Consider the following 21,113-nt stretch of genomic DNA (forward strand, 5'->3'; position numbering starts at 1 on the left):
ATTCAACATAGTTACGCTTATGAAAGTCATCGCCCTCTATCCAGGCACATTTGATCCCCTCACTAATGGACATGAAGACTTAATCAAACGTGCAGCAAAAATGTTTGATACCGTGATCTTGGCAATTGCCCATAACCCAAATAAACAGCCTTGTTTCTCACTAGAGCAACGTGTTGCTTTGGCTGAAGAAATTTTAAAGTCACATAAAAATGTAAAGGTGATTGGGTTTTCAGGATTGTTAGTTGATTTAGCGAAAGAGCAACAAGCCAACGTGCTGATCCGCGGCATTCGCGCGGTGTCTGACTTTGATTATGAGTTCCAGCTGGCTAATATGAATCGCCGTTTACATCCCGATTTAGAAAGCGTCTTTTTAACGCCATCTGAAAAGAATTCATTTATCTCGTCAACTTTAGTAAAAGAAGTTGCACTTCATAAAGGCAATGTCAGTGAGTTTGTTCATCCGCTGGTTGCCAAAGCTTTAGAGGAAAAACTACACGGATGAAAAAGTGCTTATTATCCCTAGCCGTATTGGTTGGTACTTATGCGCACGCTTCACCTTGGATAGAGGTGTCGCAAAGTGAGCTTAAACACAGCATAGATTTATTGGTTGCAGAAGGCGTGATAAATCGTCCAGTTAATCAATATCCTCTGCTGTGGAGCGGCATTGTTAATGACCTTGCCGCTATTGATGACAGAAATCTCTCTGAAACCGCAAGCTTTGCATTGGCACATTTACGCCATGCACTAAAACAAGCAAAAAGAGAAAGATACAGTAGTGTAAAAGCACATTTTAACGGTGCTGAAGAGCGCTCAACAGGCTTTGGTGAACGTCAAAATGAACGTTCTGGCTTACGTACTTATGGCGTTATTACTGGCGGTGCTGTTAGCGCCAAAGTTGCGGTTAACTACGCAGATGAAGGCCAAGATGGAAAATACGTTAATCACCACGGCAGCCACCTTGCAGTGCTGTTTGGTAATTGGTCTCTCAGCGCTGAGCGACTCAGTTACTGGTGGGGACCGAGCAACGAAAATGCGCTAATGCTTTCAAACAACGCAGCGCCAATGAAGGCGGTTCGTTTAAGTCGTGCCAATAATAACTATATTGGACCGAGTTTTTTCTCTTTCGTTGGCCCTTGGCAAGTGACGGCTATTATGGCAAAACAACGCCCGAATATAGCCAGTAAAAAGGATGGCGATTTTTGGGGATTTAGAGCGGCTGTCTTTCCAATTCAAGGGCTAGAACTTGGCTTTAGTACAACATCCAGCGACTTTGTTTATCAGCAGCAAAACCTTGAAAGCGAAAAGCAAACGCAACGACTCACCAGCGTTGACTTCAAATATTCCACTCGGATAGCTAATCAACCGCTCGCTTTATACGGTGAGTTTGCAGGCAATAACGACAGTGGTGCATTACCAAGCAATCCAATGTACACCCTAGGTATTGAAAGCTTTTGGGGTGGGAAAGACTATCGTCTCAAGAGCTTTATTGAATACTCAGATACAAGCATTGATTGTAAAGACAAGCTAAAGCTCGCGCTTTGCCCAAGAGATAATGCCGTGGATTCAGCGAATTACAGTGAGCGCGACCTCTGGCTTGGAGCAAGCTCGGGATTGGACGCTAAAAACCTCACCCTCGCGTTAGATTACTTCAGCACAGATGGCATTGGTGCTTATGCCAAACTAAAACGAGTTGAATTTGAAACACTAGACGTTGAACGAAACCAGCTTGAGCTCGGTTACCAACAAGGCGTGTTTGGCGCGCTTGCAAAAATAGGCGTAAAAGCATGGCAAGATAAGTCTCAGGAAGAAGGCGAAAGCCACGCAGCACTCACGTTGAGCGTGGAATATCAGTTTTAACGAGCGGCCATCGCCGCTCTTTTATTATGGCGTATAATCCAAGAAAGTCCTTAGGAATAAGCAAAACTACAATTAAAAGCCAATCGGTTATATACATTCCGATAGTGTATAACCAGTAAACCCAATCACGATAATCTTTATCCACTCGGTGATTAGTAATAATATCCTCATTTATAATTAAAGCAAAAAGAAGTGAGTTTACAGTTAAAAAACCTATCGTATAGAATTTCACTACTTTTGTCAGTCGATACTCAGGAAACTTAAATAGCTTTACTAACAAAAGTATTGTAGAAATATCTAAGAATAAAAATATAAAGTAAATTGAAAGATCATAGAACCCCGCTGTACCAGTTAACCAGCCTTTTGACTCACAAAAATAAAATGTAGGTATTGTGAGAAAATATGAACCTGCGAGGAGAAATGAAATGCCACTGAGCTGCTTAAATTTAGGGTTTTTAGTCGCTCGAACAAAGTTAAAGAGTGCCACAAAAAGTAGAATCCATGAGTGCAAACTACTAAGAAACAAGTAAAACAAATAGTGAAAATCGACCACAACTTCAAGCTACCCTAGCTCTCACCTTACTTATAGCCCATTTAATACCTAACCAATCTTTATTGACTAATAGAGAAGTAACCATAATAAAGTCCACAGAAATCACTATATATGAGTACAAATACCATAATAACCAGCGTGTTACATTTTCATAAACATATGTATCAATATACATAAAGAAGAACATAACAGTATTAACAGTCAAACCTATCATGGTATATAAAACGCCGACCTCAAGCTTTTCATCTTTAAAAAATGTATAAGTGACAAGAAAAAGAGCTAACAAAGTAAAGAGATCAAACAAAGCAAATATCCCGTGAATAGCTGTGTTGTAACTATCAGAAACAATGATAAAATCACTTACAAAGTAGGAGGTAAATAACAGGATAGAAGCGACGAGTAGCTGTAAATTTTTCTGGACTTTTAGTATATAAAAAAATAAATGTAGTAATGAAGCCATCAAGAAGCCCCATATTACAAGGGCTCCTATACTCATACCAAAAAAATCATAAATTAACATTAATCATTAGTGCGGATCTTTAGACCCAGGTGGAGTAATTACACTTCCACGTGCGCCAGATACCATCTCAAGTTTACTTCCAGATTGAATTACCTTATCAGAAAGCGACTTTACTTGACCAGTTGTTTTAGCTTGATTTTTTCTCGCTAGGATTGTTCTTATCATGAAATTTCCCTCAATATTTACAAATTAGTCTTAACTCTAAAAGTGAGTCATCTAAAAATTATCGGGATTAATTAAGCACAGGGTATGCCAATATTCATTGAGACAAATTCAATCGGTTGATTTACATACAGAAAGAGCGCTTACTAGCGCTCTTTCTGATTCTATAAAAGCTTAGTGTTAAGCCACAAATTTACATGGAATACTTAAGCTAGATGTTTGTTTTATAATGAAATCCATCGCAATTTCATCACAGTTATCTTTACGCAAGCACAGCTCACAGTCTTTCATCACTTTTTCAGGCAAGCTATCTTTGGTACAGTTGTTAAAACCTTGTTTCATAAAGAAGCCAGGCACTCTAGTTAGCACAATAATACGATTGAGTGCCAATTTTTTGGCTTTCACCAGTAAATGCTCGACTAAAAGTTGCCCTTGTCCCTTTATTTCGCTTTCGGGATTTACACCCAAAGAGCGAATTTCAGCAAGCCCAGTGTCGTAAATATACAAAGATGCACACCCGGTCACTTTGCCATCGACCTCAGTTACCGCAAACTCATTGATACTATGGATCATGTCACTTTTCGCTCGCGGTAGGTTCTCACCTACTTTAGCCCAGTATTGAATCAATCCTGCAATGGCTTCAACATCATCTAAATTGGCATCACGTACTAAGATTTTTTGCTTTTTTTTTGCCGTTTTAATGGCACTAGTTACTTGTGGCAATGAAGTGCCGCCTAATGCTTTACGAGCGGCAATACAAGCGTCAATTTCGAGTACAGGGTAGACATCCTCTGCAATTACAGCGCTGACTTGCTGGAATTCTTCTAAGCTCAGATCCTCGAGGTTTTGCCCCTTACTAATAGCCAACTGCACTAATTCACCGACGATGTGGTGGCCTTCCCTAAACGGTATTCCCTTAGCAACGAGATAATCCGCAAGCTCAGTTGCATTGGCGTGACCACCTTTTGCCGCCGCTAACGTTTTATCACCATTAACCTTAATGCCTTTAACACATGCTTCAGCCATATGAATACACGCAAGCCAAGTTGGCATGGCATCAAATAGGCCTTCTTTGTCTTCCTGCATGTCTTTGTTATAGGCCAAAGGCAAAGCTTTAAGCGTCATCATCATGCCGCTAAAGGCACCAAAAACTCGGCCAGTTTTGCCGCGGATCAGCTCTAAGGCGTCAGGGTTCTTTTTCTGTGGCATCAAGGATGAGCCGGACGTCACGCTGTCGGCCAGATCAATAAATCCAGATTCACCAGAATTGTAAAATATCAAATCTTCAGCAAAACGAGATAAATGCATCATTGAAATAGACGCACAACTGAGTAGCTCAACCACAAAATCACGATCAGAGACCGCATCTAAACTATTACGAGAGGCTTCTCTAAAGCCAAGGTTAACGGCCAACACTTCACGGTCGATAGGATAAGCAGTCCCCGCGAGTGCACCTGAGCCAAGTGGACACACATTTAACCTTTCAAGCGCATCATTTAAGCGCGACTCATCGCGCTCAATCATCTCAACGTAAGCCATACACCAATGACTAAAGAGTACTGGCTGAGCACGCTGTAAATGGGTGTAGCCTGGTAAAATAGTACCAAGCTCCTGCTCTGCAAGTGTAACCAAAGCTTGCTTGAGTGAACTCAGTGCCACAAGCAGTTGCTGCGCAGTTTTACGACTCCACAGTCTAAAATCAGTGGCTACTTGGTCGTTACGGCTTCGACCTGTGTGCAGCTTTTTACCTAAATCACCCACTTTGTCGATAAGTTTAGCTTCAACATAAGAATGAATATCCTCATGTCCCGCAGTTGCTACACTACGCGGATCAGCAATCACTTCATCCAAAAGCTGTTTCAGCGCAGCGATGATCTGCTGATGTTCGCTTTCAGTTAATACTTCTACTTGCTTTAGCGCACCCGCCCAAGCGATAGAGCCAACAATATCTTGCTCTGCCAATTGATAATCAAATGGCAGAGAATCATTAAATTGCTTAAATGCCTCATCAGGACCTGATGAAAAACGGCCGCCCCATAATGCCATCTCGCTCTCCTACCTTAAGACTGCTTTTGCTTGTTTAACGCCGCTATCCGGCTAGATAGTGAGAATAGACGAATGAATCCCTCCGCATGAGATTGGTCATATACGTCATCTTCACCAAATGTGGCAAAATCTTCGCTGTATAAGCTATTGATTGATTGCTTTTGCACTGCATGTACGTGGCCTTTATAAAGCTTAAGTACCACCTCGCCAGTTGCCTGCTGTGCGAATGACTCTGCAGCAGCTAGAATTGAATCTTTCAGTGGGGTAAACCAGCGACCATCATAAACTAAGTGTGCAAACTCTTCGCTAAGCGCGGTTTTCCATTTACGACAAGATTTGTCTAAGATCAGCTCATCAATCGCTTGTAACGCAGCCATCATCACAGTGCCTCCCGGTGTTTCATAACAGCCACGAGATTTCATGCCGACGAGACGGTTTTCAACGATATCCACACGACCAACACCGTGCGGCGCTGCAATCTCGTTTAACTTAACTAGACACTGATAAGGACTGTAACGCTCACCGTTAACACCGGTGATTTCACCCTTTTCGATTAACACCGACACATATTCAGGCTGATCCGGTGCAGCTTCTGGAGAATTAGTCATGGTCCAAACCTGACCGCTTGGCTCATTCCATGGATCTTCCAATTCACCACCTTCGTGAGAAATATGCCAAGCATTGGCATCACGACTGTAGATTTTAGTAGCAGAGGCTGCACAAGGGATATTACGCTCAGCCAGATAGTCGAGCAGTGATTCACGGCTTGATAGTGACCATTCACGCCATGGTGCAATCACTTTAAGGTCAGGCGCAAGCGCTGAGAAGCAAGATTCAAAACGCACCTGATCGTTCCCCTTGCCTGTACAACCATGAGAAAGTGCATCCGCGCCAACTTTACGGGCGATTTCTACTTGAGCTTTGGCAATAATAGGACGCGCCATCGAAGTACCCAGTAAATATGTCCCTTCATAGATAGCGCCAGTTTTAAGAGTTGGATAAATGTAGTCGCTAACCATTTCTTCTTTTAAGTCGACGATATAGCACTCAGAGGCACCTGATGCGATTGCCTTTTCTTCAACCCCAACCAGTTCTTCTTCACCCTGACCTACATCGGCAACAAAGGCGACAACTTCACAACCGTAGTTCTCTTTTAACCATGGCACAATCGCTGATGTGTCTAATCCACCAGAGTAAGCCAGTACCACTTTTTTAATCTTGCTCATGTTCTTTAACCTCAAACGTAATCTTTGTTTAACAGCGATACCAGCAATGCGTTTTGGGCATGCATGCGGTTTTCAGCTTGTTGAATAATTTTTGACTTTGGCCCGTCCATCACTTCAGAAGTAATTTCAAACTCACGATGTGCTGGCTGGCAGTGCAAAATGGTTTGTGCGCCACAAGCCTCAACCAATTGTTGGTTGATTTGATATGGCATAAAGGTGTCTTTCACCTGTTCAAGTGGTGTTTTATTCCCCATCGAAACCCAAGTATCAGCGTAGAGCACATTGGCGCCAGCCGCCGCTTCTACCCGATCACTGACAAGGACCGAGGCGCCATTTACCGCCGCAATTTGTTCAGCTTGCTTTACAATCTGTGCATCTGGCGAATGGCCTTTAGGACAAACCGCCACAAAATCAGTGCCTAATGTTGCTGCAAGCAACATTAATGAATGCGTTACGTTGTTGCCTTCACCGAGATAAGCGATTTTGATCTGACTGACATCGTCGTAAGTTTCAAATAAGGTGAGAAAATCAGCCAACGCTTGGCAAGGGTGATATAAATCACATAGGCTATTCACAACTGGCACAGACGAAAACTCAGCGAGCGTCTCAAGCGTACTATGATGATTTACACGAGCCACAAGGCCATCGGCCCAAGTCGAAATATTAAGCGCAAAATCTTTTACGGATTCACGCGCCCCCATTGCGCCATTTTGCTGATCTAAATACACAGCATGGCCGCCTAATTTGTGGATACCGATATCAAACGATAGCCGCGTTCTTAAGCTCGGCTTTTCGAATAACGTGACAATCGACTTGCCAGCTAAGGCTTGGTTATATTCTTGCGGTTGATTTTTAATATTTTTTGCAAGCTTTAATAAGTTTAAAACGTTAGTTTGGTCTAATTCCAAACCAGTTAAAAAATGTTTAGTCATGATGTTTTCCTACGGCAGAATTTGTGTACCTACGTGCTCACCATTGAGCAACGCAATTAAATTTTCTGGCTTTTGCCAGCTAGAGATGTACACCCCTCGTCGTAAGTGTTGGGCAGCGTGAAGACTGGTCTTAACTTTGACCTCCATCCCGCCCAGAATGACCTTTTGCGCGATTAACGTTGAAATCTGTTCCGCGTTAAGTTGATTTAATGGCTGTTTATCGCCATCAAGTACCGCCTCAACGTCAGTCATAAAAATAAGTTCTGCACCAAGTTTACTGGCGATAGCAGCTGCTGCTTCATCCGCATTCACGTTGTATAAATGGCCGTCAGCGCCAATACCTACTGAACTAACAACAGGCAACCTATCAAACTCCAACACTGCTTCAAGCATGCCACCTACACTCGCTTCACAGCTACCCACACGGCCAAGCGCTTTTAGTTTTTGAGTTGTGGTAAACCCTGCATCATATAAGCACAGCCCAACGGGCTTGAGCGTGGCGGTAATGGCGTCCGCCATCAGTTGCTTGTTAGCACAGCCTGCAAGTGCACCAACAATATAGGGCATTTGCTCTTGCGGACTGATCCGCAATCCTTGATGTTTTGCAGTAGCAAAACCGGCATCGGTCAGCCACTTATCAACCAGCGCCCCGCCACCATGAACAATCACAAACTGCTTGTGTGGTGCATCCTGTTGAATTTGCTTGATAGCTGAAAACAATGCTTGCGCTGCACCCTCTTGATTCAACACCGCGCCACCTAGTTTTATCACCCAAGTTTGTTTGCTCATGCTGATACTCCTAAACCTTGATAATGCTCAAGTCCCGCCGCCAAGTTCATACACTGTAATGCTTGGCCTGCAGCCCCTTTAAGCAAGTTATCAATCGCGACAACCACGATCAGTTGATTGCCCTTTTGCTGCCAACCAATATCCACAAAAGGTTGATTTTCAACGGCTTTGATTGATGGAAGTTGACTCCCCTTTAACCTGATCAGCGGCTCATCGGCAAGCACCTGGTAAGCGGCATCGACTTGATTTGGTGTGACATTTTCTTTCAGAGTGACGTAGATCGTTTCCAAGATACCACGCTTAAAATTCCCTAAATGCGGCGTAAACAACACTGGGTGTTCAAGGTATTTTTCTATTTCTGGACTATGTCTGTGCGTAAACAAACCGTATGGTGCAAGAGATACTTCGCAAAAGTGTGTGGCGACATTCGCTTTTCTTCCTGCGCCGGTAACACCAGAAACAGCATTGATGATAACTGGCTGCTCTGTTATCAGATCAGCTTGTTGTAATGGCTTAAGTGCATTGAGTGCCGCAGTCGGATAGCAGCCCGCGACCGCCACTAACTTTGCCGTTTTAATAGCATCGCCATACCATTCAGCTAACCCGTATTGCGCTTGCGCTAACCAGTCTTGATGTGGGTGAGAAAAACCGTAGTAAGTTTCGTAGTCTTCATTGCTAGATAAACGGTAACCTCCAGATAGGTCAAAAACCCGTTTGCCCATCTGTAAAAATACCGGTGCAAGTTCCACGCTAACCTTGTGATCCGTGCATAAACACACATAGTCCGATGATTGCTCTATCAATGAAAAAGCTTGCTCATTTAAGGGTTGCAGCTCAATATCTAGCAAGCCCGAATATTCTGGATATAAATCGCTGATGAATTTGTGTTTGTCTAAGCTTTGCTCAGATACAAAGCAATGCGCAAGTGTGAAGGCAGGATGCTTGGCAACCAGCTTAGCAAGCTCAGCGCCACTGTAGCCGCTCGCTCCGATTATAGATACTTTCAACATAGTGTTCTCAAGATTAAAAAAGTTTGATTTGGATTGGTTCTGCTAGTTGTTGAAGTCAAATCGTCGCATTGCTGTTCCAAAATATATTTATGCTAAAAAAGTGAATTGATATTCACTCTAAACATCTTTATATTTTTATGCAAGAACTTTGAATAAGTATTTTAGGAATTTTTATGAAATTACCCGCTTTTATGGAAATGTATCAGCAACTGATCGCCGCGCCATCTATCAGTGCATTAGAAGAAAGTCTCAACATGAGCAATCAGAATGTGATCCATCTACTCGCACAGTGGTGCGAAACGTTAGGGTTTACCGTTGAAGTAACAGAGCTTGAACATGCAAAAGGAAAATATAATCTAATTGCAAGGCGAGGTAGTGGCGATGGTGGGTTAATGTTGGCCGGCCATACGGATACCGTGCCATTCGACGATAGCCGCTGGCAATTTGATCCTTTTAAATTAAGCGAGCAAGATAATAAATTATATGGTCTTGGAAGCATTGACATGAAAGGTTTTTTTGCTTTTGTATTAAATGCAATCTCAGAGCTTGATGAATTACAGCAAAGTGCACCTATCATGATTTTAGCCACCGCCGATGAAGAAACCACTATGGCTGGCGCTCAGGAAATTGCTAAACATCCAAGCTTGAAACCGGCGCGCTGTATTATCGGAGAGCCCACGGATATGGTGCCGGTATTTACCCACAAAGGTCATATGACGACCGCCATCCGTATCGTTGGTCGCTCAGGCCATAGTTCAGATCCGGAGCGCGGCTTAAATGCCATTGAAATCATGCATCAGGTGATTGCAAATTTATTAAAATTAAGAGAAGAATTAAAGAATAAATATTCAACTCCGCATTTTGCTATTCCTTACCCAACTCTAAACCTTGGACACATTCATGGTGGCGACAATGCCAACCGTATTTGTGGCTGTTGTGAACTACATATTGATATGCGCCCTTTGCCTGGTTTAAGCATCAAAGAACTACAAGCCATGCTCACCGCAGCTGTGGCCCCATCAACACACATTATCCAAATAGTGTGTCAGTTATAGATATGCACGAACCCATTCCTGCTTTTACCGGCTCAACGGATTCTGCTTTAGTGAAAATGGCTGAGCGCCTGTCAGGACAACAAGCAATTGCTGTAAACTATTGCACCGAAGCACCATTTCTACAGCAGCTAGGCTGCGAAACTATCGTTATGGGACCGGGTTCGATTAATCAAGCACACCAACCCAACGAGTTTTTAGCAATGGAAAAAATCCAGCCAAGTCAGGATATTATTAAACAACTAATAAGAGAAAGTTGCTTTGCTTAATCATAATTAGAAAGGGCGCTCACCCGAGCGCCCTTTTCAGCTTCGCTTTAAAGGCTAGATTGGTGAGCCTGGTGGCATTTCAAGCGCCTTAAAGCTTTCAGGCCACTCGCCTGAATCTAGGTAGTGATTGATTTGCTGCGCTAGCATATGCTTAAACGCTTGATCGAATGCCACATCACTAAATACCGACGACTGATTAAAGTCTTTTGCTACTTTTGCTAAATAAAACTTTAATTGCGCCTGCACTTCAGGTGCAACTTTATCGTCGTTACTCAGTTTTACTAGCTTAGTTGCACTTAGGTATTGCACGCGTTGCTGTAACTTTTCAGCCATACCTTTGCGGCCTGATTGAGCGAATATCTGCTGATATAATGCATTTAAAAGTGCTTGTGTACCAAAGTATTGAGTATCACGCGCATGCTGCTGTGCAAGACGGTTTAATCGCTGTGGATTAAGCAGCAGGTCAAGGCTATGCTGTGCAGCGACTTCTGGTAATGCCATCGCATCTAGAGTTAGCCCTGTTCTTCCTTTAACACTTTCGCGAGTTTTGTACTCACCGTAAGCCTTAGGAGGAATTAACGCCAGAATAGAGTCAGGAATAGTCAAAGCCGCAGGTGACAGCGTACTCAAAAGCGCATTTACCGCATTGTGCTGTGTCTCCTTAGCCACTACTTTCGCGCCTTTTATCACTTCATCACCACGGACTTCATAGTCGTAGTCCACGCCGCCAATCAATTTTACTGCGGCTTCAACCTGATAACGGTGGAAAAGATACAGTGGTACCAGTTTTTCCTCTAGCTGCGACAGGGCAACTCCTTTTTTAATGCTGTTAATACCAAAGGTATCCAATGCTTGCTTGCGGACATCCAGCACGCGTAGTAATTCGGCAGCAGGATCCGCACCATTGTCCCAAAGGTGCGCCGTTGGGTGCGCTCCGCCCTGTGCTCTGGCGTCTGAGTCTGAGATAAATTCAAGCCCTTGTGCCTTATTCTCAGCGAGAATAGCCGCGAGTTCAGTTGCTTCATCAATGCCACTGAAATCGCTGTAACCATATTTGATCACTTGCGTATCCCACGCGCCCATGCCTTTGGCATAGCCCTTAGTGATATCAAGTTGGCCATTTTCAAATCCCACCAGCGGATGAGGATAGTCCATGACTGACGCGCGATCCTTTACTGACGCTGAGAAGTTGTGTGCAATACCCAATGTATGGCCAATTTCATGCGCACTCAACTGACGAATACGGTCTAGCGCCATCGCATGAAGTCGCTCTGTCACATCATTACCTTCCACAAAAGGTGCAGAAAGTGCCTCAGCAATAAGAATATCTTGACGTACACGCAACGAACCTAGCGTCACGTGACCTTTTAAAATTTCACCGGTACGTGGATCTATCACCGACGCACCATATGACCATCCTCGCGTTGCGCGATGCACCCACTGGATCACGTTATAGCGAATATCCATGGGATCGGCATTTTCAGGGAGCACTTTGACTTGAAACGCATTTTTATAGCCAGCTGCTTCAAATGCTTGGTCCCACCATTTAGCACCATCAAGTAATGCTGTTTTGACGGGCTCTGGTACCCCTGGATCTAGATAGTAAATGATTGGCTCAACGGCCTCTGAGACTTTTGCGGTTGGGTCTTTTTTCTGTAAACGGTGGCGTGGGATATAACGCACAAACATTGACTGCCCAAGCGGTGCCGAATAATCCTTATGCTCTATACTCCAATAACCCGATTGCGGATGAAACGCACGTGGTTGGTAGTCATCGTCAGGCAGCTCAATTAAAGAATGGTGTTGATGTACAGTAAGCGCATAAGGGTCTGCACTTACCTGGCGTACATATTCACCAGGCTTTGTGCCTTTGAATGTCAACACCGCTTCAAGTTCTGTGTTTTTAACAAATGCCTTCGAACGCGGCATAAACACAGCACTGCGGCTTGAGTCTAGGCTAAAACTACCTTGATTACGATTTGCCAACGTGCGAGAAACCCCATGTACATCGCTGAGTAAATAAGGCGTGTAATCAATCAAAACACTGTCATTATCTTCTGCAACCACGTTAAACCCGTGCAGAATACTTGAGGCAAAAGCTTCTTTAACACTTTGCTTTTCGGCCATATTGTTCGCACTTGCGCGATAATAAGTATTGATAGCACGTAGCATCACCTTATCACCAAAACGTTCAAACTGAACTAAGTGCGTACCGCCTAACTGGCCGCGGTCTAAACCGATATCATTCGAACCCACACCATAAGGTAAACTATGCTGTAGCAAGAAAGGGGCATCGAGTTTGTCGATGTCTAAGTACAGTTTGCCGCTCGAATCATCGCTATAGAAGGCGTAAAAACCGGGGTGATGATTAAAACTGGCAGTAAATTCATCAATAGACTTAATTGCTGCGTGTGCTTGGGTTATCATACACAGTAGCAAAGCGGATACAGTTTGAGTGAAGCACGTTATTTTTCTCATGGCTGCTCTTTGTTATTTATGGTTTTGAGGCTTAACCCCAGTTGTATATTAAATCGTATACAATTTACAGTCTTTCAAGACGAATTACAGCGCAGTTTATGGCACCTCTCACACTATTTATTGCCATAGACACAAAGTGATCAGGATTTAAAAAATGCGTAGACTCCCTCCGGTGTTAATTGAAGATGGTTGCTCTCGTGAGTTGGTTTCTCTAATCCGAACCATTCTCGCGGCATGTAAAGAAATATCGTTCCGTGTTGGCCAAGGTGCACTTTCAGGTGTATTAGGTTCAACCTTAGATGAGAACATTCAAGGTGAAACGCAAAAGAAGCTAGATGTACTTTCAAATCAACTATTGAAAGATATTTTGCTTGAATCTGGCTATGTCAAAGCCATCGCTTCTGAAGAAGAAGATTACACTGTCGCCGGTAACCCAAAAGCAAACTATATTGTCGCTTTCGATCCGCTCGATGGCTCATCAAATACTGACATTAACTCACTAGTCGGCACTATTTTCTCTATAATGGAAGCGCCTGAAGGTTCAGACCCTAGCGATCCCGCGATATTTATGCAACCTGGCCATAAACAAGTTGCAGCAGGCTATGTGTTATATGGCCCATCGACCATGTTAGCCCTATCAACGGGTAAGGGAACTCGTCTGTTTACACTAGACAAGACGCACGGCAGTTTCCTACTCACACAAGATTTTGCTGCGATCCCTGAAGACACGAAAGAGTTTGCCATTAACGCCTCGAACCAACGCCACTGGACACCAGCAATGCAAAACTACATTGCCGATCTGCTTGAGGGTGAAACAGGACCTAGAGGTAAGAACTTTAATATGCGCTGGATAGCGGCAATGGTTGGCGATGTTCACCGCGTATTATGCCGTGGCGGACTATTCACTTACCCTGAAGATCGTAAAGATCCAAACAAGCCGTTTAAACTTCGCCTACTTTACGAAGCAAACCCAATGGCTATGCTCATCGAGCAAGCTGGCGGTATTGCCCACACTGGGCGTGAACGCATTTTGGATATTCAACCTGAAGAAATACACCAACGTGTTGGTGTTATCTTAGGTTCAAAGAATGAAGTTGAAGCTTGCCTTGCTTATCATAAGTAATACTAACTTAATTAAGTGATCTATTTTAAAGCGAGGAAATAGCTCGCTTCGCAAATGAAAAAGGTACCATTGGCACCTTTTTCATTTTAAATAGTGGTATAACTCGTCTCAACAGGCACATCGGGATCAGCGCCCCATTCACTCCACGAACCGTCATATACCGTCAAATGTTTATAACCTAGCTCGTCAGCCACCAGCGCTAAAATACAAGCTGTAACACCTGAGCCACAAGAGAATATCAGAGGCTTAGTTTTATCCTTTGATAAGTCGCTATATAACACTTCAAGCTCAGTGAGTGGTTTAAAGCAGCCATCAGCATTTAACAAACTCGTGTATGGTAGGTTTTTACTTTTAGGCACATGGCCGCTGCGCATATCTGCACGAGGCTCAGCCTCTTCTCCAGTAAAACGCTTTGCCCCTCTAGCATCAAATAAGCAACTCAGTTCAGCGTCAATATTACTAAGCACAGCTGCTTTATCAACAAATGCAGTTTCATCATATGCAGCGACAAAATTTTCTGCTTGTTCAGCTTGCGCGTATGCTTGACTCAACGGGTATTGCCTTTCACACCAAGTGGGTAGCCCGCCATCCAGCACATACACTTGTTTATGACCCATCATTTTCAGCATATACCAAGCTCTGGCAGCGCTAAACATGCCCTTATCATCGTAAGCGACTAACACATCGTTCTGGTTAATACCAAGTTGTCGCATTTCTGCTTGAAATTGAGCTGGATTGCAGCACATATTGGGTGATGTAGCATGGGGATTAGCCAGTGCGCCACTAATATCAAAACGCAGCGCACCTTGAATGATTGCAGGGGCGTTATAAGGGCCTGGCTGCCCCGGTTTCACAATGCCAGCATCCAATACTTTCACTTTGCCAAGATTTGCAAAGAGCCAATCCCTATCTACCACATGCTTCATGCTATTACTTTCCTTCGGGTCTGCGCACGACCTCTATTATTTCCGTTGTTGAAATTGATGGGGTACGCTCTAAGTAAACCACATCACAGATATCGTTATACACATCGAACTTGTCTTTCCAGTCATCACCCATCACCAGCACATCGGCATCAAAGTCTTTGATATATTGCGCTTTTAGCTCCAGAGATTCTTCCACAAACACCTCATCTACAAATCGCAATGAGCTAATGATTTTTAGGCGATCTGCTATTGAGTATATTGGATTTCTACCTTTTTTCGACAAGTTAAGTTCATCTGATGAAATACCTACAATGAGATAATCACCCAGTGATTTCGCTCGCTCTAAAATATTGACATGACCAACGTGGAATACGTCAAAGGTTCCAAATGTGATAACTTTTTTCAACTTGGTTCTCTTTTTAATCAGCACGGTTTGAGTTGTAACTCATTATGACATTCATTTATTGCTAAAACCGTGACGAAGTTTACGATAATTTAGCTGTTAGACTACAGAAATAAGCACCTAAATTCAGCTTTTTCTTTACTCAATTAGGGAAAAAGTTTGAACACTGAAAAACAATACAATAAGTCAACTACGGGAGATTTATTAACAAAATAAAAATAATCTCTCCTGCAAGCCTTTTGCTATTGAGTCTACAACTTAATCACTTCACTTCGCATCGGCGCTAGACGGGCCAGAACTTGATTTTGTACAGAGTGAGCAATCCCAACCTCATTCATTGCGTTGATCAAGAGGTCAACCACCCGATTAAAGTCAGACTCACTAATAGCCATGCCAGTGTGGATCTGCACCATGCTATCACCTTCATAATTGCAAGGGCCATCTAGCGTATCGCACAGATGAGTGATAAACCCTTCACGGAAGTGCCTTACATTAGACTCTCTAAAATACGGCAAAATAACGTCATCATTGCCAATCTGTTTAATAAACGCGTCTACTAGCTTTTCTGCGCCGGCGTTGCCCCCTATTTGCTCATACAGAGGGGTTTGTGGAGTTGAAGCACTACAAGCCACGAGGAAAAGCAAGATTGCCGTTAGTGATAGCCATTTCATTTAAAAGTACCCCGTAACAGATAGATACCAACCCGTTTGAGAAGGTTGCCCTGCGATTTTTCCAAGGTCTAGCCATGCCGCCGTAACACTCACCGACTTATTCGGGATCCAAGCGACAAATACATCTTTCCAATCTGATTCACCAAGTCCAAGGTTGTTGGATTTTTGGCGGTATTCTGCACCGACAGCCCAATGCCTAGATAAAAACACTGCACTACTAGCTTCTAGTTGCCAAGGCGCACTGTCGTTAGCACCACCATAACCTAGTATGCCAAGTTGATTAGCCCGAGAATGTCTCATCGTAATATTCCAGAACCAGTTATAACCGCCTACAGCACCCAAATGCAGTTTGCTTGCAGCTAAGTAATAATCCGTTCCTGAATCATCTTCAGCGCCCAGCAAATTGGCAACCGTAGCATCATCCACGGACTTATGCTGAATACCAAAGCTCAATTGTGGATATTTACTGTAGACGATATCACCATATAGCCGCACCTTAGCAGCGACAATATCTTGCTCAATATCAAGGTTAAGCGCATCCACATCGAAGTTTTGCCGAGCGAAACTTAACTCTACGCGATTGAATAAGTTGGCTTGAACGCCACATACCTCTAGTTGGTAGTCTTTCAGGCTAGCTCGGCTACAAAACCCGCTGGCCGACCATTCATCTTCCGAAGCATATCCGGCAAGCTGCGCCCACGGCACAATTCCCCCACCTGCGCTTCCCTCAACCTGTGATACCCCGGGCGTCGCTAGTAGCTTCCCTGTCGCGGCATAAGTTGATCCGCATACGAATAAGCACACGGCAAAAATATTAGCCCACTTCATTATATCTCCCGAGCCACCGGTCAAAGTCATCGGCTTTGAGCGGCTTACTTAGATAGTAACCTTGTGCATAATCACACTGCATTGACTCAAGTAGATCGAGCGAGGCTTTGTCTTCAACGCCTTCCGCTACCACACTAAAACCAAGTTGGTGACCAAGCGTGATAGTAGAGCGCACAATAAACTGGTCTTTTTCCGATTGTGCGAGCTTTAAAATAAACACCTTATCGAGTTTCAGCTCGTCAATAGGTAACATTTTTAGTCTACCAAGGGAGGTTTGACCCACACCATAATCGTCAAGAGAGACCTGCACACCAAGCTGTTTGAGCGCTTGGAGCACAGCAATGCCTTTCTCTTCATTCTCAATCATATCTCGTTCGGTAAGTTCTATGGTGATCAACTCTGGTTTGACGCTATATGTGTCTAATAGCGTCTTAAGGTGAGACAAGAAGTTTTTATCTGCGATGTCTTGTGCTGACACATTAATAGCCGCCTTAATGCGCTCACCTTGACGCACCCAGTTAGCAACTTGAGACACCACGGTTTTGACTACCCACTGAGTTAAATCAACAATCAAACCAGATTGCTCTGCAAGATCAATAAATAGTTCGGGCGACACCCATTCGCCATTTTTACGTTGCCAGCGAATGAGAGACTCAACCTTATCAATACGATTGGTTTTCATATTCAGCTTAGGCTGGTAGGTCATAAAAAGCTGGCCATCGTCGCTGGCGATAGCATGTTTTAGTTCATCAATAATTTGCAGGCGCTCTAAGTGGGCTTCATCTTCACCTGATTGATAGTAATAAACATCATGGCCATCGTGCGCCGCGGTATCAACTGCGATCAGTGCTCGGCGCACGACATCCTCGGGAGTATGAGCTTGTTTGGGGTAATGCACCACGCCTATGCTAAAGTGGAGCGAAATATCTAACCCCTGCACGGTATAGGTCTTACTCAGGCCTTGATTTAACATCTCTGCACACTCAACAATACCAAGCGCGGCACTTTGCGGATCGGCACATGCATTCGCTTGATGTGCAACTAAAAACTCATCGCCGCCAAGCCGAACATTCAATCCGCCCTCCGCGGCATTAATCTCCGCTACCCGCTTCGCCACCGCTTTAATGCAATCATCTCCTACCCGCGGGCCGAGCTTGTCGTTAATATGACGTAAGCCCTTTATGTCTATGGCAATAAAATAATACTCAGCACCACCGCTGAGCATATTATGCAGCTTGTCCAAAGCCGCATTACGATTAAAAAAACCAGTTAAATGGTCATGACTGGCTTGAAAGCGGATCTGCTCTTCACGCTCCTGAATGTCTTCGCCCATATTGTTGAAAGCATCAACAAGCTGGCAAATTTCCAGTGTTGGTCGAGCCTCTTCCAGCTTGGCTGAGTAATCCCCTTTAGCAAAGCGTTTTGCCAACTCAGTGAGCTTACTAAGCGGTGTCGTAAGATTCTTAGCAACAATACCACTGGTGATAAAACCAATAAGGATAGTGCCAAATGAGAGTAAAATTATGGTCAGTACCATTTTGTCAAACTCTTGATACTGGGTAGTTAAATCCGCACTGAGTACCAAGCTCACTGGATTACTATCAAGAGAAGGTAAGCTCACCTCTGCACTTTCATATACGGGGTACTGGCTCAGCCAACGTGTCATCTTTTGTGCTGCAAGGAAAGTAAACAAATCGCTACCAAGTGTAAGAGCAGTCAACGAACTTGCTTTTAATTTGTCTGCGGCCCCAACAAAGCTCGTTTCCATTCCTGTCAGCTCTTTGAGTTCAGAGGTCACAGCGGAGCTCACCTCAAAGCCAATAATCGAGTATGCAATCGTTCTAGGCGCTCGCACAGGCAAAATAATCACTTGATAAAGCTGTTCACTGAGCACCACAAAAGCAGAGTGGTCGGCGTGGCTTTGTAAGGCTTGCATCCAGACTCTGGTATCGCTCGGGAAGTCGAGCCCTTCTCTATTTGCCGAGATCAGGTCGCCTTTCACGTCCAAAAGCAGCATCAAATCGGCATCAATACGACGGGAGTGATTAAGCAATACACTTCTGATAGTTTGTGCGTCTCTCGTCGCCACCGCTTGTTTAAAACCAAAGTCAGCCGTTAGTACAGTAGCGGCGGTAACCAGTAGCTGCTCTCGCGCTTTTAAATATTGTTGATAAACATTTTGCGCCACTTGAATTTTTCTTTGTACTTGCGCTTCATTGAATTTACTTGTGGACCACCAAAAACTTGCCAAGCTCATCCCTGCCGTTACTAAGATGAGCAAAATACAGAGACTAATGATTTTATTTTTAAAGCTGTTATTCATTAATGTTGTCCAAAGCGCTCGCCAAAGGTATTACGCGGCGCTGGATAAGTTGTTTTAATTGTTACGGACAATGGCGCCGTTGTGTTCACAATTTGCACGGTTTGTCGAGTGTCTATGTCATTATCTTGATAAGGATGCCATATCGTTACTTGTTGTACAGAATCTGGCAAAGTTACCAAACCATTCGCATCAGATACCAAGACTTGCTTGTCATCTGCAACGTAAATATAGCCCACCATAGAGTCGTGAATGTTACAACCTAACACCACTACGCCAGAGTTTTCAAACTTAAGCGGTTGATTGGGAGTGCCAGCGTATAGCTTTAGCTCAAAAGGTTTCGCCGCAGAAAACGAGTAAACGTGATGACGGATATCATCACTATTGGGAAAATTAACCAACTGCCCTTTTTGGATGGTGAGTATGAAAGGGACAAACTGTTTATTGATTTGATCCATGACAGCCACTTCTTGTGCTGCTGGCTCGACGGGCTTGTCCGTCAGTTCTACAACGGCATGCTGCAAGGGTTCGCCTTTGCCATCTAGCACCTTTAATTGCCCAGCAGTTGCGAAGTTTGAACCTAAAAGAAATAAAAAACAAAAACTTAGTAGGAACAGAACAGACGTTCGCATATCTAACTCTATTTTTTGCAACAGTTAGGTTAAGTAAAAGAGACCTTGCTATGAAATGCAAGTGAATTGAGAGGATTGCCCTAATAAACTTATCTATCAGGGCAATTGAAAAAGAATTAGTCTATTAATCCATACTGCTTATCAAGAATATCAATAACTTCTTGGCGAGGATCAGCAGGGATCGTCAGCTCACGGCCAACGATTTTACTTGCGATCCCAACGTAAGTTTCGCTTACTGACATCATCACAGCTTCCGGCAATAGATAATCGCGAGCAAGCGCTTCACGCTCAGGCATGCGATCTTTATTCAGCAGGACATCGCTATCTGGTACGTTGTTAATCAGTAGCTGACGGAAACCTTCTTTTGAGTTTTCGACGATCTTACCATCGCGATAAGCAGGGCCATCCCAAATACGTGACGAGTCAGGCGTACCCACTTCATCGATGTAAATTAGACGCTCTTGGCCGTCTTTATCTTCGACATAACCAAACTCAAATTTAGTATCAACAAAGATCTGATCAAGCTTCTCAAGCTCTTTGCTAATCAGGGTAAAGCCCTCGGTTAACAATTGCTCGTATTTATCTACATCTGCTGCAGATTTAAAGTTGAACGCCGCAAGGTTATCTTCGATATTTTTACGAGAGATGTTTACGTCATCCACTTCTGGTACGTCAGCTAAACCTTTGATGATCCCTTTGGTTGATGGTGTGATTAAGACATCATCTAGCTTTTGATTCGCCTCTAAGCCTTCTGGTAATTGCAGGCCACAAAACTCCCTTACGCCTTTTGCGTAATCGCGCCACATGCTGCCAGTAATATATTGACGCGCAATCGCTTCAACTCTTACCGTACTGGCTTTACGCACAATCCAAACATAAGGATGTGGAATATCAACAATGTGGTTACCTGCAAGGCCTGCTTCATCAAAAAGTGAAAACCAATGTGCGGCAACACTGTTAAGCGCAATGCCCTTACCCGGTACACCATTAAGGCCATTTTCACCTTGCCAGATACAATCAAACGCTGAAATACGATCTGAAATGACCATAATTGCCAGCTCTGTACCAACCGGGACTTGATAGCCTTTTTCTTCAATTAAACGCGCACTGTCGGCGTCGGTTAACCAATAAACTGAACGTACTTTACCACTGTGAACCGCACCTTTAGTGCGAATTGGAAGATCGTCATTAACGTCTAAAACTTTGTAGCTACTCATTGTTACTCCGATGACAGGATGCGCCTTGCTAAAGGGCACAAAATAATGAGGGGGTTAGGGTCGCTATAATAGTCGAGCTGAACAAAAATCACAATTTAA

The 21,113-nt window shown here is 43.8% G+C and carries 19 protein-coding genes and 1 pseudogene; 4 read left to right on the top strand and 16 right to left on the bottom strand.

All coding sequences use genetic code 11. The features are described 5' to 3' along the window. The first annotated feature begins 19 nt into the window (after positions 1–19). Entirely contained in the window at positions 20–502 is a 483-nt protein-coding gene (gene coaD / locus B1L02_RS16385; protein ID WP_088531876.1) for a pantetheine-phosphate adenylyltransferase, read from the top strand. Beyond that, the gene (locus B1L02_RS16390; protein ID WP_088531877.1) at positions 499–1,857 is read left to right on the top strand and encodes a capsule assembly Wzi family protein; all 1,359 of its coding nucleotides are present in this window, start codon (positions 499–501) and stop codon (positions 1,855–1,857) included. The genes coaD and B1L02_RS16390 overlap by 4 nt, the downstream gene beginning before the upstream one ends. Here B1L02_RS16390 and B1L02_RS16395 read toward each other — a convergent pair. From B1L02_RS16395 to argC, 8 genes are all read right to left on the bottom strand, one after another. Next, a complete protein-coding gene (locus B1L02_RS16395; RefSeq protein WP_088531878.1) occupies positions 1,829–2,344 on the bottom strand; it encodes a zinc metallopeptidase in 516 nt (171 codons plus the stop codon). The two genes, B1L02_RS16390 and B1L02_RS16395, sit on opposite strands and share 29 nt — an antisense overlap. Positions 2,345–2,414: 70 nt before the next feature. Next, the gene (locus B1L02_RS16400) at positions 2,415–2,870 is read right to left on the bottom strand and encodes a hypothetical protein (protein WP_223191948.1); all 456 of its coding nucleotides are present in this window, start codon (positions 2,868–2,870) and stop codon (positions 2,415–2,417) included. A gap of 66 nt (positions 2,871–2,936) precedes the next feature. Then, positions 2,937–3,095: a hypothetical protein gene (locus B1L02_RS24050; protein WP_017218423.1), complete on the bottom strand. Its 159-nt coding sequence runs from the start codon at positions 3,093–3,095 to the stop codon at positions 2,937–2,939. A gap of 177 nt (positions 3,096–3,272) precedes the next feature. Continuing rightward, positions 3,273–5,138 (bottom strand): argininosuccinate lyase, encoded by a 1,866-nt coding sequence (argH, locus tag B1L02_RS16405; protein WP_017218422.1) that lies wholly within the window; start codon positions 5,136–5,138, stop codon positions 3,273–3,275. 14 nt (positions 5,139–5,152) lie between these two features. Continuing rightward, on the bottom strand, positions 5,153–6,364 hold the full coding sequence (locus tag B1L02_RS16410) for an argininosuccinate synthase (RefSeq protein WP_088531880.1): 1,212 nt from the start codon (positions 6,362–6,364) through the stop codon (positions 5,153–5,155). A gap of 11 nt (positions 6,365–6,375) precedes the next feature. Next, positions 6,376–7,296, bottom strand: a complete 921-nt coding sequence (locus B1L02_RS16415) for an ornithine carbamoyltransferase (RefSeq protein ID WP_088531881.1) — start codon at positions 7,294–7,296, stop codon at positions 6,376–6,378. A 9-nt stretch (positions 7,297–7,305) separates the two neighbouring features. Continuing rightward, on the bottom strand, positions 7,306–8,085 hold the full coding sequence (gene argB / locus B1L02_RS16420; protein ID WP_088531882.1) for an acetylglutamate kinase: 780 nt from the start codon (positions 8,083–8,085) through the stop codon (positions 7,306–7,308). Beyond that, positions 8,082–9,092: an N-acetyl-gamma-glutamyl-phosphate reductase gene (gene argC, locus B1L02_RS16425; protein WP_174694584.1), complete on the bottom strand. Its 1,011-nt coding sequence runs from the start codon at positions 9,090–9,092 to the stop codon at positions 8,082–8,084. Before argC ends, argB begins: the two co-directional genes overlap by 4 nt. A gap of 176 nt (positions 9,093–9,268) precedes the next feature. Between argC and argE the strand changes: the two are divergent. Further along, positions 9,269–10,416, top strand: a pseudogene (gene argE / locus B1L02_RS16430) (acetylornithine deacetylase). 54 nt (positions 10,417–10,470) lie between these two features. Here the strand turns inward: argE and B1L02_RS16435 are convergent. Beyond that, complete coding sequence (locus B1L02_RS16435) at positions 10,471–12,894, bottom strand: zinc-dependent metalloprotease (RefSeq protein ID WP_088531883.1); 2,424 nt, start codon at positions 12,892–12,894, stop codon at positions 10,471–10,473. 154 nt (positions 12,895–13,048) lie between these two features. Between B1L02_RS16435 and B1L02_RS16440 the strand changes: the two genes are divergently transcribed. Next, positions 13,049–14,017, top strand: a complete 969-nt coding sequence (locus B1L02_RS16440) for a class 1 fructose-bisphosphatase (RefSeq protein WP_088531884.1) — start codon at positions 13,049–13,051, stop codon at positions 14,015–14,017. Between the two features lie 86 nt (positions 14,018–14,103). On the opposite strand, the gene B1L02_RS16445 is transcribed toward B1L02_RS16440, so the two are convergent. The 7 genes from B1L02_RS16445 to B1L02_RS16475 all read right to left on the bottom strand — a co-directional run bounded on the left by B1L02_RS16445 (position 14,104) and on the right by B1L02_RS16475 (position 21,014). Beyond that, complete coding sequence (locus tag B1L02_RS16445; protein ID WP_088531885.1) at positions 14,104–14,943, bottom strand: sulfurtransferase; 840 nt, start codon at positions 14,941–14,943, stop codon at positions 14,104–14,106. 4 nt (positions 14,944–14,947) lie between these two features. Then, positions 14,948–15,349 (bottom strand): adenylyltransferase/cytidyltransferase family protein, encoded by a 402-nt coding sequence (locus B1L02_RS16450; RefSeq protein WP_088531886.1) that lies wholly within the window; start codon positions 15,347–15,349, stop codon positions 14,948–14,950. A 248-nt stretch (positions 15,350–15,597) separates the two neighbouring features. After that, complete coding sequence (locus B1L02_RS16455; RefSeq protein ID WP_088531887.1) at positions 15,598–16,017, bottom strand: group I truncated hemoglobin; 420 nt, start codon at positions 16,015–16,017, stop codon at positions 15,598–15,600. Beyond that, complete coding sequence (locus tag B1L02_RS16460) at positions 16,018–16,845, bottom strand: DUF3034 family protein (RefSeq protein ID WP_088531888.1); 828 nt, start codon at positions 16,843–16,845, stop codon at positions 16,018–16,020. Next, complete coding sequence (locus B1L02_RS16465) at positions 16,832–19,168, bottom strand: putative bifunctional diguanylate cyclase/phosphodiesterase (RefSeq protein ID WP_088531889.1); 2,337 nt, start codon at positions 19,166–19,168, stop codon at positions 16,832–16,834. The genes B1L02_RS16460 and B1L02_RS16465 overlap by 14 nt, the downstream gene beginning before the upstream one ends. Continuing rightward, positions 19,168–19,797 (bottom strand): methylamine utilization protein, encoded by a 630-nt coding sequence (locus tag B1L02_RS16470; RefSeq protein WP_088531890.1) that lies wholly within the window; start codon positions 19,795–19,797, stop codon positions 19,168–19,170. The genes B1L02_RS16465 and B1L02_RS16470 overlap by 1 nt, the downstream gene beginning before the upstream one ends. A gap of 116 nt (positions 19,798–19,913) precedes the next feature. After that, the gene (locus tag B1L02_RS16475) at positions 19,914–21,014 is read right to left on the bottom strand and encodes a phosphoribosylaminoimidazolesuccinocarboxamide synthase (RefSeq protein WP_088531891.1); all 1,101 of its coding nucleotides are present in this window, start codon (positions 21,012–21,014) and stop codon (positions 19,914–19,916) included. Positions 21,015–21,113 lie beyond the last annotated feature (99 nt).

Origin of the sequence: Pseudoalteromonas piscicida (assembly GCF_002208135.1) — a bacterium.
Lineage (GTDB): Bacteria > Pseudomonadota > Gammaproteobacteria > Enterobacterales > Alteromonadaceae > Pseudoalteromonas > Pseudoalteromonas piscicida_A.